Here is a 14817-nt window from a genome sequence, read left to right as displayed (position 1 = left end):
TATCCCTAAAGCTGCTTAAAAAATGCCAACGCTCTATTGCGAGCAAAGTTATGATCAACAATCGCGGGCCAATAACGGTCAGAGCTTTGCTTCTCTTCTATCACTTGCTGCTGCAGTAAAACCTGTTCGCTCTGCAAATACTGATGAGGAAAGTGAATGTACTTATCAGGCACTTCCTCTAGCTCTGGTAAATAACTACGTATGAACTCGCCATTTGGATCAAATTTTTTGCTCTGCAAGATGGGATTAAACATTCGAAAATAGGGTTGAGCATCGCACCCCGTGCTCGCTGCCCACTGCCAGCCGCCGTTGTTGGCGCTGTAATCACCGTCAATAAGGTGCGACATAAAAAAGCGCTCTCCCCAGCGCCAATCAATTAATAGATGCTTGGTTAAAAAGCTCGCTACGATCATTCGTAGTCGGTTGTGCATCCATCCTGTACTGATCAGTTGCCTCATTGCGGCATCAACTATTGGGTAGCCCGTTCGACCTGTACACCACGCCTCAAACTCTGATGGCTGATTTAACCACGGTAGAGATTGATATTTAGTCACAAAGCATTCTCCGCGAATTAACCTCGGAAAATGGACAAGTAAGTACTTATAGAAGTCACGCCAAATGAGTTCGTTTAACCAGGAAAATGCCTCATGTGTTTGGTCATAGAGAACATCCGGATCGCGCTCGATCAACTCTTTTGCCAACCAACGGACACTCATGGCACCAATCGCCAGATAAGGAGAACAGCCAGAGGTTCCTTTAATGGCCGGATAATCTCGATCTACTGCGTATTGCGGCAATTTCTCAGCAAAAAAATGGGGCAAAACACGCGCCATTACCACAGAGCTCAAAGGCCACTTCGATGAGTCACTTAGCGGATAATCAACATTAAACTGTTGCAACAGGCTTTTGTCATGGCAAGTGTTGGGAGTGGTACTCATATTAGGAGGGGAAACGCACTCTATTCCCGTTAACTGCACCTGTTTTAGCCACGCTTTCTTATAAGCGCTAAACACCTTAAATGGACTATTTTGCTGCGTTAACACTCTGTCAGCAGAGACCATCATTTGGCAGTCAAACAGCTGCAAATGGATGCCCTGCTCGCTAACAGCTTGGTCTCGCTTCGTTTCGTACAACTCTAACTCACGATTAGCAAATACCAACTTGGTCTGTTGTTGCCGACAATAGTCAACCAAAACGCCGACCTGCTGGTCATAGTCTTCGGCTTGCAAATGAACCAGCTCAATACCAAGCAATTCAAGTTCTTGATATAGCTGGATTAGATGCCGCTTTAACAGGTCAATTTTAATCCCAGCGCTATTATGCTTATGCCACTGTTGGGGGGTAGAAATAAAGACCGCTTTCGTTACACCCTGCTTCAGGGACTCCGCTAACGCGGGGTTATCATGCAGCCGAACATCATTGCGAACCCATAAAATACCGCCACTCAATATCCATACCTCAGTTTTAACTCTGTTGGATGTGGCGAAAGATAAGCCTGAAGAGTTAAGTATTCATTAGGGTATTCACGTAAGTAGTGTTTTATCAAGGTTAACGGCACCAATAGCGGGGTGTGCCCGTGCCGATAAGCTGCAATCTCATCGGTTAACTCTTTGGTGCGCTCTTTATTTAACTGCTTCTTAAAATAGCCTTGAATATGCTGCAAGGTATTAGTGTGAGTGGCTCGAGTGGCTTTGTGTTTTAGCGCCAACATTAACTGCTCGATATACTGTTCCGCCAGTTCTTGCAGTGGTAAGTCTGAATGAGCGAGAAAACGCCCAATCGTTCGATAACTTTCAACATGGTGACTCATCAACAGATATTTATGAGCACTGTGAAATTGAAGGACTTTATGTTTTGTCAGTCCACCATTCACCAGATCTAACCACTTCTGATAAGTAAACACGCGAGTGATGAAGTTCTCTCTGATTACCGGATCATTTAACCGACCATTTTCCTCTACTGGCAGTGCGGGGTTTCCTTGCATAATTTGCTGGGCAAAGATGCCAACACCGTTAGACTCTGATCCTTTGCCGTGATGGTGGTACACTTTCACCCGTTCCATGCCACAAGTCGGACTTTTAGCACAAAAGATAAAGCCCGCTAAGTCGCTGCTATTGCTGGAAATCTGCTTGCCATAAGCTTTAAGGGCGTCGGTAACATCACCACTGCCGTCAGGGCGTGACACCGTAATGATGTTATCTGTTTTTATCTGTCTAATGGTGGGCCTAGGAATAGGTAGTCCCACAGCAACCTCTGGGCAAACAGGACGAAAATCAGCAAATTCCCCTAGCTGTTCCATGCAAAATGCTGAACGTTTATGACCGCTGTCATAGCGAACCTTTTGTCCTGATACACAAGCACTAATGCCTATCGTGAGTTTCCTTTCCATGATGCTCTCCTTCTACGCTCTGCCAGTTAATAGATAAATTTCCCCATTGGGTTAATTAACTGAGAAAGTCCTTTAGTAAAGTGCAGGCTGTCGCTCGATACCGTTAAACAAACGCACCCTTCTTGCGTGACAGGTGTATGGTTATGCTCTCCATCCAGCCAGATAAAATCGCCCGCGGCATAGTGCCCCATTTCATCATCAAAGCTACCTTGCAATAACAGGGTAATTTCAAAACCGTTATGGCTATGGCTAGGGATCCCGCCACCCGATTCAATAGATAGCAGACTCATTCTTAAATTGTCATCTTCCAGTGCCAGTCGAGATCGAGATAGCTTACCCAACGTCTGCCACTCTTTTAACGCAATTGAACGCATCGCCTGAGGCAAGACTAATCGCTTACCTGCTACATCTATTTCCTGTCTCTCTGGTAATTTATCTTGTGACTGCAGTTCAATAGAGGTGCTATCCTCCTGCTCACTAATAATACTATTGATCATTGCCAACGCATCACTATCAGCTATAGGGTCTTCTATAGCTATTTGATCCGCCAGATGTTCTTGGCTGGAAATTGTGTTGTAGGGTACATCGACCAAGCTTGTTTGTTCGGCAGCACTCTCTTGGGAAAAAAGTTGTTGTGCCATCTCAGCGGTAATGGCCTCTACCTGTTCGCGGCAATCGGCGCATGTCTCAACATGGCTAGCAACTATAATAGAGACAGATGCGGGCAGTTCCCCCGCGGCAAAACGTTGCAATACTTCTGTTGTGGGGTGATATTTAATCATTGTGCTGTCCTCCCATATGCTGTTTTAGCTTAGCCAATGCCAACCTCAATCTCGATTTCACTGTTCCTATCGGGACATCAAGCTGTTGCGCTAACTGCTCTTGAGATAACTCCTGAAAATAGACCCCTTTAATCACCGCTTGCTGAGCATCTGGCAAGCTATCAACATGCGCAAGAAGTTTGTTAGACATTAGATGGTCTTTAAACACATCACTCTCTTGCTGCGTCGACTCTACAATGGAGTCCACAGGCCAGATATCGTCAGCCAACGAGAGCTCATTACGATGTTGCATCTTTCGCAACATATCAAATGCGGCATTGCGCATTATAGTGTAGACCCAAGTGGTCGCTGCACCTTTATCGTCACTGTACATATGCGCTTTCTTCCAAATAGAAGTCATGGTCTCTTGAACCAACTCTTTAGCCTGCATTTCGTTATTAAACTTTTGCATGCCAAAACGCTGAATTTTGGGCGAGAAAAACTGAAACAGGTGGGTAAATGCCTGCTTGCATCTCTGCTCCGCCACTCGATTTAGCCAGTGAGAAAGCTCTATTGGCACCAGAGAATCAACGCTGATAATCTGCTCCTTTTGGATCTGTTGAGAACTTACATTCTGCCGCATACCGCTCACCAGTTAGTGGATGTTTTACGGCAATACGCGTTAACAGTAATAATGGATCACTTATTTTTAGTTTTCATTAAAAATAATGGTTAGGCACTCAATGGCGGCGTCAAAACTATCGTCGGCCAGAAAATGTCGTTTGGCTTGAAACGGCATTGGTGTTAGTTCTAAAAGCCTTGCGCATACCCACTCAATACTCTGAAACTGCTTTTGTGAATAGAGCGCTGACACCTCTATCTTTTTTTCAAACAGCTTCTGCAAACTCTTTACCAGTATCGGCAGCGAATTATCAAGATGGCCATTACCACGGTTATCGCTATTAATAGTAGTCCAATGTGGTAACGCTTGCGCTTCTGCATACATTAGTCCATTCTCGTTTTTCTCTATTTTAGAGAGTGAAACCAAATATTCACCCTGAACATCAATAGTAAGATATTGATTACTATCCAAATCAAAGTTCACCAGACTCACCGATATACCCAGTTTAATCGTATGAGCATCACTTTGAAAAGAGAGAATGAACGGCTGGTCATTCTTCAGACAATCTGCCAGTAAGGTCAAGTATTCAGGTTGGTAAAGGGTTAAGCGTAACCGTCCTTGTGGAAAAAGGATAACAGGTGAAGGTATAACCGTAGCCACTGTCTGGTCTGTTTTATCCACTAGGTTCTGCAGCTCCCCCTTCTCTTTTACTATCATCGCCACTCCTTATCGCTCATTCGCAAACTGTCTCATCAGATAAAATAAAAGCGCAGCTTAAACACACTGCGCTCTATCGATTATTGTTGTTTTGCTCTGGCTTAATTGACTTAACCGTCGTTCTATTTTGGCAAAATGACGCTATCAATGACATGGATGACACCGTTACTCGCTTCTACATCAGTGGCTAAAACTTTTGCTTGGTTTACCATCACACTTCCGTTGTTAACCATTATGCTGACGTCCTGTCCTTGAGCTGTGGTTGCTTTAGAGAGTTTAACCACATCCGATGCCATCACTTTTCCCGGCACAACATGATAGGTAAGAATGGCCACAAGCTGGTCTCTGTTTTCTGGTTTTAATAATGACTCTACCGTGCCAGAAGGCAACTTAGCAAACGCTTCATCCGTTGGAGCAAATACGGTAAACGGCCCATCGCCTTTTAAAGTATCGACCAACCCAGCGGCCTGAACCGCCGCGACTAGCGTGGTAAATGAGCCATTTTCCACCGCAATATCTACGATATCTTTTTTCATCTCACCGTGTTGATTGTTGTTCGAACAAGCCACAATAGCGAAGCTAGCAATCAATAACATAAATGCTTTCATATATTTGTTTAACATAATTGTTCCTCTATATCCTAGTGTCCTAATGTCAGCTAGCAATACGTTAAGATTTTTATAATGGATCATATTAATTAATATTTTTCACCATTCTCAGAAATTACAAAGTTACTTGGTTATATTTTTAACCCACCATTTCTCTCTCAAAAAAATAAACAAACCAGTTAACGTAAAATTAACCATGCCGCACTCATAATCCTTGCCAGAAACAGACAATCTATAAGCAGGATAAATGATGAACAGACAACTAAAGACCTATCTATTAACCATTGCTACCGTTACCAGCTGCAATGTATTTGCGTCTGCTCAAACAGACAGTATGTTTACCGAGTTCGACAGTAATAAAGACAACCAACTCTCGCTACAAGAGTTTAAAAATGGTGGCTTAGACTCAGAAGGTGACAGCTGGTCTGCTGGACTTTCTTCTGTTTGTACCACTAAGTCTCTGCAAATGGTTGAACCAGAACTGATAAAAACCTTTGAATTAATGGACGAAAATAAAGATAAGAAACTAAACAGAGATGAGTTTAATAAAAAAGGGGAAACGGTATACAACGACTACTGGAAGAGCTCTTTTAAACAAGCCGATAGCGATAAAAACAATATGCTGTCTATGAAAGAATATAAAGATCAAGCAAGCGGTTATATAAAACGTCTTGAAGATAGTTATCAAGATAAAAATATTCCCGTAGAGTGCAAAGCAGATATGGAATATTGGCAAGGATACTACTCAGAAGCCAACAAATATGTTGATGAGTCTTTTCAGTACCTTGATGATAATAAAGATAAAAAGCTTACTTTTGATGAGTACTTAGGTAAGCATTTTAACTAATTAATCGGCTCTTTATGCGTTATCACCCTGAATAGGGTGATAACCTATTCTTACGCCGCCCCAATGTCGTCCATTGACATAAATTGGCACCGAAAGGTCATGTACCACCTCCCCAGTATCTCGCTTATAAGTTTGCAATAACATGGTTTTAGTATGTTTGCCGCAACGCAAGCCAACTCGGTCATCAAATATTCGCTTCGTCCGATTTTGAAGTATATCGACGTCAGCATCCCCTGTTAGGGGCTGGCAGAACTGGTTGTTATGGGTAGGAACGTACCCTTTATCGTCCGTCGCAATCGCATAGATAATCTCATTACGTTGCTCAACAACCGGTTCTTGCATCGCGGGCAGTACTTTGTCGCAATAGCTGTCGTACTTAGTATGATATTTCGTTGGAGTACCTGAGCCGGGCGTACTCGTTGCACGATGATGACGGTCAAACAGTTCATTCTCCGTTATTTGACCTGCCGAGATACCATCTTCAAACTGCTTAGAGATAGATAATGCTAAATTACTGGCCATTTTATAGATCTCGCTATGAGTACTTTGCTCATAATGTTCGACCAGTACTGCATTGCTATGCTCCGCCATTTCCATTAAATGTCGAGACTGAGATTGCAGATGCTGCAACTCATGATCGGTTTCCGCCAACGTCTGTTGAATATTGATAATCGATCCGGATATGGCTAATAAACCTTTTTCATTTTCTGATGCGCCGCTAGAGATGGATGACACCTGCTGTTCAACTTGCTGAGCTTGACTAGCGATAACGCCCAAGCGTTTCTCAACACTTTCAACACTGCTAGCACCTTGATCAACTCGATTAGAAAGGGTCTGAATTGTGTCGGTTACCTCATGGGTTTCGGCTAAAATCTGACTGACAATTTGAGTAACCTCATCGGTACTCTGCGCTGTTCGCTTTGCCAATACTCGCACCTCATCGGCAACAACAGCGAACCCTCGTCCCGACTCTCCTGCTCTCGCCGCTTCTATAGCAGCATTCAGTGCCAATAAATTTGTTTGAGAGGCGATATCTTCTATCACCTTTGTCACACTTTGAATACGAGTGACTTGAGCATCAAGGCTGCTTATTTGCTCTACCGAAGCTGTTGTGTAAGTGGTTATCTGCTGCATATTCTGTACTGCTGAGTGCAGTTCAGCCAAACCTAGCCGGCTTGTCTCATGCATATCTTTTGATGCGGTCAATGTTTGCAAAGCGGAGGAAGAGGTCAGTGTTACTGTATCTGCAATCTCTTTTGTGGTGTCACTAATATGTTCAACAGATTGCAGCTGATTCCCTACTCTCTCTTTCAGATGATCCGTAGCAAAAGAGACTTCTGCCGAGCTCACAGCACTACTGTTCATCTCATCAGCAATCAATGAGGCTATATGTTTGTTGTCTCTATTCTCTTCAGGTTTAATCTCACTATTACTCTGCTTTTCAGTATACAAAACGACAATGATAAGACTTACGACAATAGTAATGAGTGCCGCCGCCGCTAAGCCCCAAAAATAAAATGCCACCACAGCAGCAGTAACCCAAATAGCCGCCAATGTTACTTTACGATTTGTAGATAATACCACCACCAACTCCTAACTAGTGAACCTGCCTAAATAGCATAGCAACTCTTATCATCGGTAGTAGGAGCTATATACCGTTGTGACCAAAGTATAATAGCTCTAGTTATACTCACGTAATCTAATGAATCCATTTTAAAGGACTGTATAATTCTTGCCGTAGAATGACGATGCCTTCAAATCAGTGCCTTAATCAGCAGCCAATACATTCTCGCTGAACAAGCAGCTTGAGATCACTTGAGTCTATCTACTGTGAAAAATAGCCAGACGACGATCTTCCAGCCTTAATTGATTGAATCGCTGTAATGAAACAATTACTCTTGAGTAATGATACTAATTGCACCGTTAGCGTGGTTAATATGGACAATACTCCTCACATAAATAACAACATTGAGCTTGAATCATCGATGGAACAGATACTTGCCAAACAACGAGCACGTTTTCTATCTCAGGCTAATCCAAGTTACCACGTTAGGGTTGAACAACTTACCAAGCTAAAGTCGGCTCTACTCGCCAATAAAGAAAAATTGGTTACAGCACTTAATCAGGACTACCGTCATCGCTCTGTGGATGACAGTTTAATATCCGATATTTTGCCGTGTATAAATAACATCAATTACACCATCAAACAGCTAAAGAAATGGATGAAACCAAGTCGTCGCCATGCAGGGCTGCTGCTCGCTCCTGCTAAAGTGACGGTTCATTATCAACCCGTTGGGGTTGTCGGTATTATTGCGCCCTGGAATTTTCCGGTGATGCTCTCTATTGGACCTTTGATCACCGCGCTTGCCGCAGGTAACCGAGCAATGATTAAGTTATCTGAGTTTACCCCTCAAACTAATGCCGTCATTGTGGCGATGCTCAAGGATATATTTGAACCCGATCATGTGGCATGTATTGAAGGCGAAGCTGAGATCGCAGCCCAGTTCTCCTCACTGCCGTTTGATCACCTACTCTTTACCGGCTCAACGACCGTTGGACGACATGTAATGAAGAGCGCGGCGGACAACCTGACGCCTGTCACCTTAGAGCTTGGTGGTAAATCTCCGGTTATTATTGCCGATGATATGGACCTAACGACGGCCGTGGAACGAATGATTTACGGGAAATGCCTCAATGCAGGGCAGATCTGCGTTGCCCCAGACTATGTATTAGTGCCAGAAGGCAAAGAGCAGGCATTTATTCAAGCCTACAGCGCTAAATTTAATCGCATGTATGGCGATGTTGACAATAACGACGATTACGGCAGCATTATTAATCAACGTCAGTTTGACCGAATCAAACAGCTACTGGATGATGCCCGAGAAAAAGGAGCCGAGGTCATCAGCGCTAATGGTCATGAAATCAATGATCAGCAACGCAAGATTCCGACACAGTTGGTCACAAACACCAATGACGATATGCTAATCCGGCAACAAGAGATATTTGGCCCGCTGCTTCCCGTTATTGGTTATAAAGATATCCAGCAAGCGATACAACATATCAATGATCGACCTAGACCTCTCGCGTTATATTTAATGAGCTTTGATGAAGCCGTTCAACAAGAGGTATTAAATAACACCCATTCAGGTGGGGTCTGTATCAATGAGACTGTATTTCATGTGGCGGCAGATGATGCCCCATTTGGCGGTATTGGCCCTTCTGGAATGGGGCATTACCACGGAAAAGAAGGATTTTTGACCTTTAGTCACGCAAAAACTGTACTGACAAGAGGGAATTTCAACAGCGGTAAATTCATTCACCCTCCTTACGGCGGCTGGATGCAAAAACTACTTATGCGATTCTTTATGCGTTGATTACCAACATATAAGCATTAGAGCAGTTCGCATTTCACATACGGAATTCAAGTCGCTTCTAGGGTCTGTTGATCTTTCGAGAACAGGCCATAGGTACTTGTTTATTAAGAATCTATAACAAAGGATGAGTTATGTTCAGTCACGTAATGCTAGGTGCTAATGACATCGAGCAATCAAAAAAGTTTTATGATGCCATTTTGCAAGTTCTGGGGTATTCCGAAGGGGTCATCGATCATAAAGGTCGCTACTTCTATCTCAGTGATCATGGTGTTTTCTCCATCACAGCACCGCTCAACGGTGAAGCAGCAACGGCAGGTAATGGTATGACTATCGGCTTTAAAGCCAGCAGCCAAGAACTCGTTGATACTTGGCATAAAGTAGGACTAGAAAATGGTGGAACAATATGCGAAGAGCCTCCGGGTGTAAGAGATAGCGGTAAAAGAAAACTCTATTTAGCCTATCTACGCGATCCTTCAGGAAATAAAATCTGCGCAACACATTTTATGTGGTAACCATTGATCGGGTTACCTGTTAGTGATGCTAATGCTTGACCGGATTGCGATTATTCCGCCGGAGAGAGCTCTACTCGACACCTAAGGCCAGCCGTGAGTTGGCCTTTTTTATTGTCTAACTGCACAATGATAGCAAAGGTGTTGCTGGCAGCATCTATCACAGGATCCACGGTTTTTATCTTACCCTTAAACCTCGCATTATCTCCAGATGTTATTAGGGTAACGTCTCTACCTCGGTTAATCTCTCCATAATACTCGGCAGGCAATACCACTTCTGCATGCATTGGGTTTAAACTTACGATTCGCAAAAAGGGAGTCTCATCCACAAACTCTCCCGGCTCTTTTAATTTCTCTATCACAACCCCGTCCAGCGGACTCATGGTTTTGCGCTGCTGCAATCTTACTCTGACTTCTGTTAGTTGAAAGGCCGCTAAGCGCTGTTCTGTCAACATTTCATCTTGTTCATTGTCAGAGATAAGGTTCTTTTTAAATAAATCTGCGTTTCGCTCTACTTTCCGAGAAGCAAATTCAAGTCTCGCCTTCACCGTATTTAAAGCTGCTTGCTCAACGGTTGAGTCTAAGGTCATCACTACTTGCCCTTTTTTTACTCGGTCTCCAAGCTCAACAGGTAATGATTTCACCACACCTTGTACCGCACTGCTTAACTCCACCTCTCGACTAGGTGCCAACAGGCAACTTAGCTGTGCATCATTGATAAGGTTAATATCCATGGTATCGGCAGTGACACTATCCGCGTAGGTAATATGACTAAACAAAACGGCGAACAGAGCTGTTAAGTTACATCCCCGAAAAGACAATACTTGTTTAATCGCGACGGGCCGTCTCACTGTAAACATCCATTTCATTTAATCTATGTCCTTTGATTGGTGAAGGAGAGAAGTTCGTTCTGTTTGTCATCTCGTTTCAATAGCTCTTTGCGAACTCTCTGATGATCATTCTCAATTCGGCGCTGACAATAACGAATACAGAGTAATAGTAACCTGCTTTTAATTGGTTGATAAAGAGGGATAAACATGATTTTACTCAATATCTTTGACCATCGATCACTGAGGATACTGTCTTGCAGTGACAGAATATACTCATAGCTACCGGCATCTCCCTGACGAGCACAACGCCCTTGCAACTGTCTATCTATTCGCGATGAGTCATGCAATCCAGTAATAATGACATGCAGACCGCCGAGGAATTCTACCTGTTTGGTTAACTTAATATCGGTTCCTCTACCCGCCATACTCGTAGCAATCGTGACTCTTGCGGCCTCTCCTGCTTTCGCTACAATGTCTGCTTCCATTTTGTCTTGCCGGGCATTCAACACCTGATGTTCAATTGCAGAGTCATGTAAAATTGAGCTTAGCTGTTCCGATGCAGCTAAGGATTGTGTTCCTACCAGAACAGGACGATTGAGCTTAAGCATTGCCAAAATTCGCTCTGTCACGACTTGCCATTTTTCACTGTCGCTGCGAGTCACCACTTTTTGCAGCAATACCCTCTTACTGCGCTTATGGGTCGGAATCGTCACGACGGGCAAAGCATAAACATTCCACATCTCAGCTTTTACTTCTTCCGCTGTTCCTGTCATTCCAGAAAGATGATGATAATGACGGAAGAAGTTTTGAAAACTAATACTGGCCAAAGTTTCTCTCGGAGCGCTAAGTTGGCACCCTTCTTTAATCTCAATCAGTTGATGAAGTCCTTGCTGCCATGTTCTATCCGGCATCAAACGACCCGTATGCTCATCAATGATCACCACTTTGTTATCATCAACTAAGTACTGTTTATCGCGCAGAAATAGGTGCTGTGCCGTTAATGCCTGCCTTAATAACTCCAATCGCCTTACCCGGCCTTGCCATAATGGTCCCAGCTCTTTTGTGATGGTTAACGCTTGCTCTTCTCCTTGAGGCGTAAGTTCAATTTGCCGCTGTTGCCGAAGAATTTGGTAGTGCTTTCCTTCCTGCATATAGCTCGCCAGAGACATGGCCTCTTTATAAACCTGTTGTTGAGCCTGTTGAGGAACTTCATTACCTGAAATGATCAACGGAGTATTAGCTTCATCCAGTAACACGCCATCTGCCTCGTCCACCACCGCAAAATGTAGGCCTCGTAGCATCAGCTTAGAAAGCGGCTGTATACGCTCTTCTCCTTGTAATTGCAGACCATAAAGGTGTAACGCATGATTTTTCCCATCCAAAACGATGGCATCTTTTAAATAGTCAAACGCCAATTCATTGTTGGTGCAATAGACAATGTCTTTGGCATACTCTTGTTGACGCTGAGGTAGAGATAGACCTTGCACAATTACTCCTACGCTCAATTTTAGTCTTTGATATACCGGTTTCATTAACTCGGCATCCCGAGCGGTCAAATAGTCGTTAACCGTCACTAAATGAGTGGGAACTCCCGCTAACGAAGCCGCCGCAACGGGTAAAGTAGCCGTAAGGGTTTTTCCTTCTCCTGTCTGCATCTGGCCAATATTGCCATGCAGTATCGCTAACCCACCCAGTATTTGGCTATCGAAGTGCCACATTGATAGCTCTCTTCCTGCAACTTCTCTTATTATCGCAAAGCTTTCTACAACCAGCGAGGTGGTTAAACCCTGCTGACGCAGCTTTTTACCAAGCAGCACAATCTCTTCGTCCAGTTGTTGTTCACTGATGTTAAGCAATGATTTTCCACGCCGCTTAATACGCCATAATAGAGGCCTATAAAACCAACTGGACGCTCGAACCGGGCGGCTAACATAAGCGGTAATAGCTCGCCACCAACGAATCATCAGAAGCTGTCGCTCTATATTATTTTGTGGGCGGTCAAGCGTGGTCGCTGGCCTTCTTTGCGGACGTTTATACATCGAAGTTTCTTAAAAATACGCGTCGAACATTTCGATACCAGCGCCAAATTAACGGCTCTGGCGGATGCTCAAACAGAACATAAACTCGTTCATCGAATCGCTGTTTGGGAATACTCTCTATATCCAGCTCAATACGAAAGTAACGTTGATAACTTTGCAGTCCATGCTCTCCGTTAGGGTCCAGTATAATGTCACCTCCGCCCTTGGTACTTAACACTTCGCTAGGTAGCTGCTGGGTTGAAACCGAAATATCGTTATGTTTTTGCGCCAGATAGACTTGATTAGGATCAGATGCAAATCTCAGTTCAATCCCTAATGTTTGGTGGTTGACCCTATCTATATCATCTTCAGCGATCATCACCATCAAAGGTAATTTCTGGTAATCAATCACATAACCTATCATTTCGCCACGAGATAAATAGCGCCCTTCCAAGCCAACTCGATTGGCAATTACCCACTCTCCTTGCGCTTTACTCTCGACAGTTAATGCCGCTAATTCTTGAGTAGAACGATGCAAATCTTGCTCGATAAAATGTATCTCTTGCAACAAAATGTCCGAACTACTGCGGTCACCAACACTGGCTTGGTAACGAACCTTAGCCTCGTTTAACTGCGCCCGCAGTACATCTACTTTTGCCTGTATGTCGGCATCTTGCATCTCAACCAGAGGTTGTTTGTTAACGACTTGGCTGCCCGTCTCTTGCAAAATTGAGGTAACAAATCCGGACACACTTGCCTTTACATAAGCTTGAGAAGGAACATAAAGCACACCCTGAGAATAGGTTTTATAAGGGAAAGGGACGAGACATACCAATACAAAACAGGACACCAATAGCAATGCCAACGAGCTATATATTCGGCTACGCTTACGCCTCAACTGCGGATCTGTCATAGGTTTCGACACCACTTTTATTACAGGTAAAAATAGACCGGACCACACTGACCACGTAGCCAAGAGCACTCCTACAAAAAAATACTGTAAGGCAATAAACATAGATATCGCCATCATCACAAATAGACGATAAATATAAGCCACCACCGCGTAGCTCACTAACCAGATAGATTCTGATACGGTTTGCGCGGATGATTTCAAGCCAGTCATGGCAAAGCAATATCGTTTCAGCAAGTAAGCCACCTGCGCGTTGCCTCTATTACCAAGGTTGGGGATCTCTAGATAATCAGACAAAACATAATAAGCATCAAACCTCAATAATGGATTGCCATTAAAAAGTAAGGTTGAGAAACCGCCAATCACCATCACATTGAGCGCAATGGCTCGAACCATTCCCGGCTCTACCGATGCCCATACAATCATGGCTAATGCCGCCATCAAAAGTTCGCCTAAAACGCCAACAGCACCAACTAGCATGCGTTGATACTTATGTCTAAAGGCTGACGCAGACGACGCATCCACATAGGGCACAGGCATAAATAACAGCAGCATGACACCCATTTCATGGACTTCACCACCCCATCGTTTTACCGCGTAACCATGTCCGAGTTCATGGGCTAACTTAACTGGCGGATAGACAAACATCATCAATAACAGATTATCCACCGCCAGCAGACGATCACTGACATTTTCAGTCAATGATGGCCAATTCAGCGTGGCTAACACAAGTGCAAACAACACGGTGACTAACCACAAAGCGCCACCAAACCACGAGTAAATCCAGCGAACAAATGGCATGGTAGCGGTTAAAAAGGCGTCAGGATCTATCAAGGGGATTTTTATACTAAGAGGAGATTTTAGCTGCTGTATCAATTTGTTGCGTTTCTGCTTGGTTTGTCTTCTCTGCAGCTCCTCGATATTTGGCAAGGCATCCGTTTGTACTAAATTGGCGCTATTTAGCTGTCCTACCAAAGCGATGACTTCATCTTGGGTTGGCAGTTCGTCCGCAAGCTGATGGCACGCGATGTCCCAAATCTGCTGAAGAGTTTTGTGCCCATCCATTAATCCGATTAACTGATATGCTTGGGGAGTAAATCGTTGAAACTGCCCTGTGACATGATCTTGAAGAACGTACCACACCGTCTCTCGGTACACATGGCGATGAATAGTGGCATGTTTTCTTAAGCGCACTTTCAAATCCGACACTTTGTACCACGACGAGCTGAACA

General features: G+C 43.9%; 13 protein-coding genes. 3 read left to right on the top strand and 10 right to left on the bottom strand.

Annotation, left to right across the window (positions count from 1 at the left end):
* Positions 1 to 5: 5 nt before the first annotated feature.
* From CHJ_RS06365 to CHJ_RS06340, 6 genes are all read right to left on the bottom strand, one after another.
* Complete coding sequence (locus CHJ_RS06365) at positions 6 to 1448, bottom strand: cryptochrome/photolyase family protein (protein ID WP_317917204.1); 1443 nt, start codon at positions 1446 to 1448, stop codon at positions 6 to 8.
* Entirely contained in the window at positions 1445 to 2389 is a 945-nt protein-coding gene (locus CHJ_RS06360; protein WP_171751799.1) for a YbgA family protein, read from the bottom strand. The genes CHJ_RS06365 and CHJ_RS06360 overlap by 4 nt, the downstream gene beginning before the upstream one ends.
* Before the next feature lie 26 nt (positions 2390 to 2415).
* Positions 2416 to 3171 (bottom strand): ChrR family anti-sigma-E factor, encoded by a 756-nt coding sequence (locus CHJ_RS06355; protein WP_317917203.1) that lies wholly within the window; start codon positions 3169 to 3171, stop codon positions 2416 to 2418.
* Entirely contained in the window at positions 3164 to 3793 is a 630-nt protein-coding gene (locus tag CHJ_RS06350) for a sigma-70 family RNA polymerase sigma factor (RefSeq protein ID WP_317917202.1), read from the bottom strand. The genes CHJ_RS06355 and CHJ_RS06350 overlap by 8 nt, the downstream gene beginning before the upstream one ends.
* Positions 3794 to 3859: 66 nt before the next feature.
* A complete protein-coding gene (locus CHJ_RS06345) occupies positions 3860 to 4489 on the bottom strand; it encodes an LON peptidase substrate-binding domain-containing protein (protein ID WP_317917201.1) in 630 nt (209 codons plus the stop codon).
* 122 nt (positions 4490 to 4611) lie between these two features.
* Positions 4612 to 5112, bottom strand: a complete 501-nt coding sequence (locus CHJ_RS06340) for a fasciclin domain-containing protein (RefSeq protein WP_317917200.1) — start codon at positions 5110 to 5112, stop codon at positions 4612 to 4614.
* Between the two features lie 232 nt (positions 5113 to 5344).
* Here CHJ_RS06340 and CHJ_RS06335 point away from each other — a divergent pair, with 232 nt between their 5' ends.
* Positions 5345 to 5944, top strand: a complete 600-nt coding sequence (locus CHJ_RS06335) for an EF-hand domain-containing protein (RefSeq protein WP_317917199.1) — start codon at positions 5345 to 5347, stop codon at positions 5942 to 5944.
* A 12-nt stretch (positions 5945 to 5956) separates the two neighbouring features.
* Here the strand turns inward: CHJ_RS06335 and CHJ_RS06330 are convergent, their stop codons facing one another.
* Entirely contained in the window at positions 5957 to 7528 is a 1572-nt protein-coding gene (locus tag CHJ_RS06330) for a methyl-accepting chemotaxis protein (RefSeq protein ID WP_317917198.1), read from the bottom strand.
* A gap of 353 nt (positions 7529 to 7881) precedes the next feature.
* Between CHJ_RS06330 and CHJ_RS06325 the strand changes: the two genes are divergently transcribed.
* The gene (locus CHJ_RS06325; protein ID WP_411861559.1) at positions 7882 to 9318 is read left to right on the top strand and encodes a coniferyl aldehyde dehydrogenase; all 1437 of its coding nucleotides are present in this window, start codon (positions 7882 to 7884) and stop codon (positions 9316 to 9318) included.
* Positions 9319 to 9449: 131 nt separating this feature from the next.
* Positions 9450 to 9830, top strand: coding sequence for a VOC family protein (locus CHJ_RS06320; RefSeq protein ID WP_171751806.1), 381 nt, complete (start codon positions 9450 to 9452; stop codon positions 9828 to 9830).
* A gap of 50 nt (positions 9831 to 9880) precedes the next feature.
* Here CHJ_RS06320 and CHJ_RS06315 read toward each other — a convergent pair whose 3' ends face one another.
* Genes CHJ_RS06315 through CHJ_RS06305 form a run of 3 tightly spaced genes read right to left on the bottom strand, consistent with a single transcriptional unit; the run spans position 9881 to position 14779 of the window.
* Positions 9881 to 10696 (bottom strand): efflux RND transporter periplasmic adaptor subunit, encoded by an 816-nt coding sequence (locus tag CHJ_RS06315; RefSeq protein WP_317917197.1) that lies wholly within the window; start codon positions 10694 to 10696, stop codon positions 9881 to 9883.
* A 5-nt stretch (positions 10697 to 10701) separates the two neighbouring features.
* Positions 10702 to 12696, bottom strand: coding sequence for a preprotein translocase subunit SecA (locus CHJ_RS06310; RefSeq protein WP_317917196.1), 1995 nt, complete (start codon positions 12694 to 12696; stop codon positions 10702 to 10704).
* Entirely contained in the window at positions 12689 to 14779 is a 2091-nt protein-coding gene (locus tag CHJ_RS06305) for a peptidase M50 (RefSeq protein ID WP_317917195.1), read from the bottom strand. Before CHJ_RS06305 ends, CHJ_RS06310 begins: the two co-directional genes overlap by 8 nt.
* Positions 14780 to 14817 lie beyond the last annotated feature (38 nt).

Source organism: Vibrio sp. MACH09, assembly GCF_033238805.1.
In the GTDB taxonomy this organism is placed as follows: domain Bacteria; phylum Pseudomonadota; class Gammaproteobacteria; order Enterobacterales; family Vibrionaceae; genus Vibrio.
The sequence above is the reverse complement of the archived record's forward strand: the minus strand, read 5'-3'. Positions and strand labels throughout refer to the sequence as shown.